This window comes from Streptomyces sp. G-G2 (assembly GCF_030063135.1).
GTDB lineage: Bacteria > Actinomycetota > Actinomycetes > Streptomycetales > Streptomycetaceae > Streptomyces.
Map to the genome: position 1 here is coordinate 1 of NZ_JASISO010000126.1, position 1380 is coordinate 1380.

Genomic DNA, 1380 nt, shown 5'->3' on the forward strand with positions numbered 1-1380 from the left:
CCGGGTGGACGGACGACGTGTGGGTCGTGGACTCCACCCCGGTGGAATGCGGCCGGTCCCGGGAGACCGCCAAGCGGTCCGACCTGGCCGGATGGGCCGAGTACGGATACTGCGCCAGTCACTCGCGTTACTTCTGGGGCCTTCGCCTGCACCTCGTGTGCACGCTCAGCGGCCTGCCGATCGCGTTCGCCCTGGCCGGAGCGAAGGCCAACGAACAGCAGACCCTGCTGGAGATCTTCGCCGTGGAACCCGGCCTGCTGGCCGAACGCCCTGGTCAGACGCTGATCGGGGACAAGAACTACTTCGGTGCCCAGTTCGAGGCGCAGTTGGCGGACGCCGGCGTGCACCACCTGCGGCCCGCGCGCAAGGGCGAGGCCGAGCGACCGGGAGCGGAGCTGTTCAAACCGCTTCGGCAAGTCATCGAGTCGATCAACCAGACCCTCAAAGGGCAGCTTGACCTGGAACGACACGGCGGCCGGACCGTCACCGGAGTGACAGTCCGCGTCCTGCAACGCATCCTGGCGCTCACCGCCGCGATCTGGCACAACACCAAGACCGGCAAACCAGTGCTCCGCTCACTGACCGCCTACGATCACTGACCCCTTGGAATCAATCATCTAGTACCGCGGGCTGTCCCGTACTCCGCGCCCGCCGGGGATTACGGGACAGCCCTCAGGGCCGTGCGATGAGGTACTCGAACTCCTTGGCGCCGGAATCCCCCGGCATCGGCACCGTCACGCCGCTCGCCACGAACCCGAAACGCCGGTAGAAGGCCCCGGCCCGCGCATTGTCCTCGTGGACGAAGAGCCGTACGCGCTCCAGCGCGGGCCCCTCCAGCGACCAGGCCCAGTCCAGCGCGGCCTGGAACAGCCGCTCGGTGAGCCCGCTCCCCCGCTGCTCGGGCCGTACGAACACCCCCACGAGGTGCCCCTGGTCCACCGGGATCTCCTCGTCGAAGATCCCGCTCGTCCCGGCGCTCTCGACGAGCACCGTCACGGACCCGACCCAGCGCCCGTCGGCCGCCTCGGCGATGAACTGCCGGGCTCCACGCCCCACGGCGCCCCCCTCGGTCCGCCGCTGCCAGAAGGAGTCGGGCTGGGCCGCGGCCTCCGCCGGGGATTCCAGGAAGGCAACCGGAGCCGCAGGGTCGGCGAGCGCGGCCAACCGCAGCTCCTTGACCTTCGCCCACTCGTCGGCCTGGATCTCACGTATCGCGTACTGGTTCATAACCGCAGATCCTATCCGGAGATCCGATTCTGGCCCGGAACGCAGAAAAGCCCCGCACCATAAGGTGCGGGGCTTTCCCGGAAAAATTGTTCGGCGGCGTCCTACTCTCCCACAGGGTCCCCCCTGCAGTACCATCGGCGCTGAAAGGCTTAG

The 1380-nt window shown here is 68.3% G+C and carries 2 protein-coding genes and 1 rRNA gene; 1 reads left to right on the plus strand and 2 read right to left on the minus strand.

Annotated features, from left to right (window positions below; genetic code table 11):
* The coding region (locus QMF80_RS37870) for an IS982 family transposase (RefSeq protein WP_283461966.1) at positions 1 to 599 on the plus strand (599 nt) is incomplete at its 5' end.
* A 73-nt stretch (positions 600 to 672) separates the two neighbouring features.
* On the opposite strand, the gene QMF80_RS37875 is transcribed toward QMF80_RS37870, so the two are convergent.
* Together QMF80_RS37875 and rrf are read right to left on the minus strand one after the other, a co-directional pair.
* Positions 673 to 1227, minus strand: coding sequence for a GNAT family N-acetyltransferase (locus QMF80_RS37875; RefSeq protein ID WP_283461968.1), 555 nt, complete (start codon positions 1225 to 1227; stop codon positions 673 to 675).
* A gap of 88 nt (positions 1228 to 1315) precedes the next feature.
* Positions 1316 to 1380, minus strand: a 5S ribosomal RNA gene (gene rrf / locus QMF80_RS38545); the annotation flags it as partial.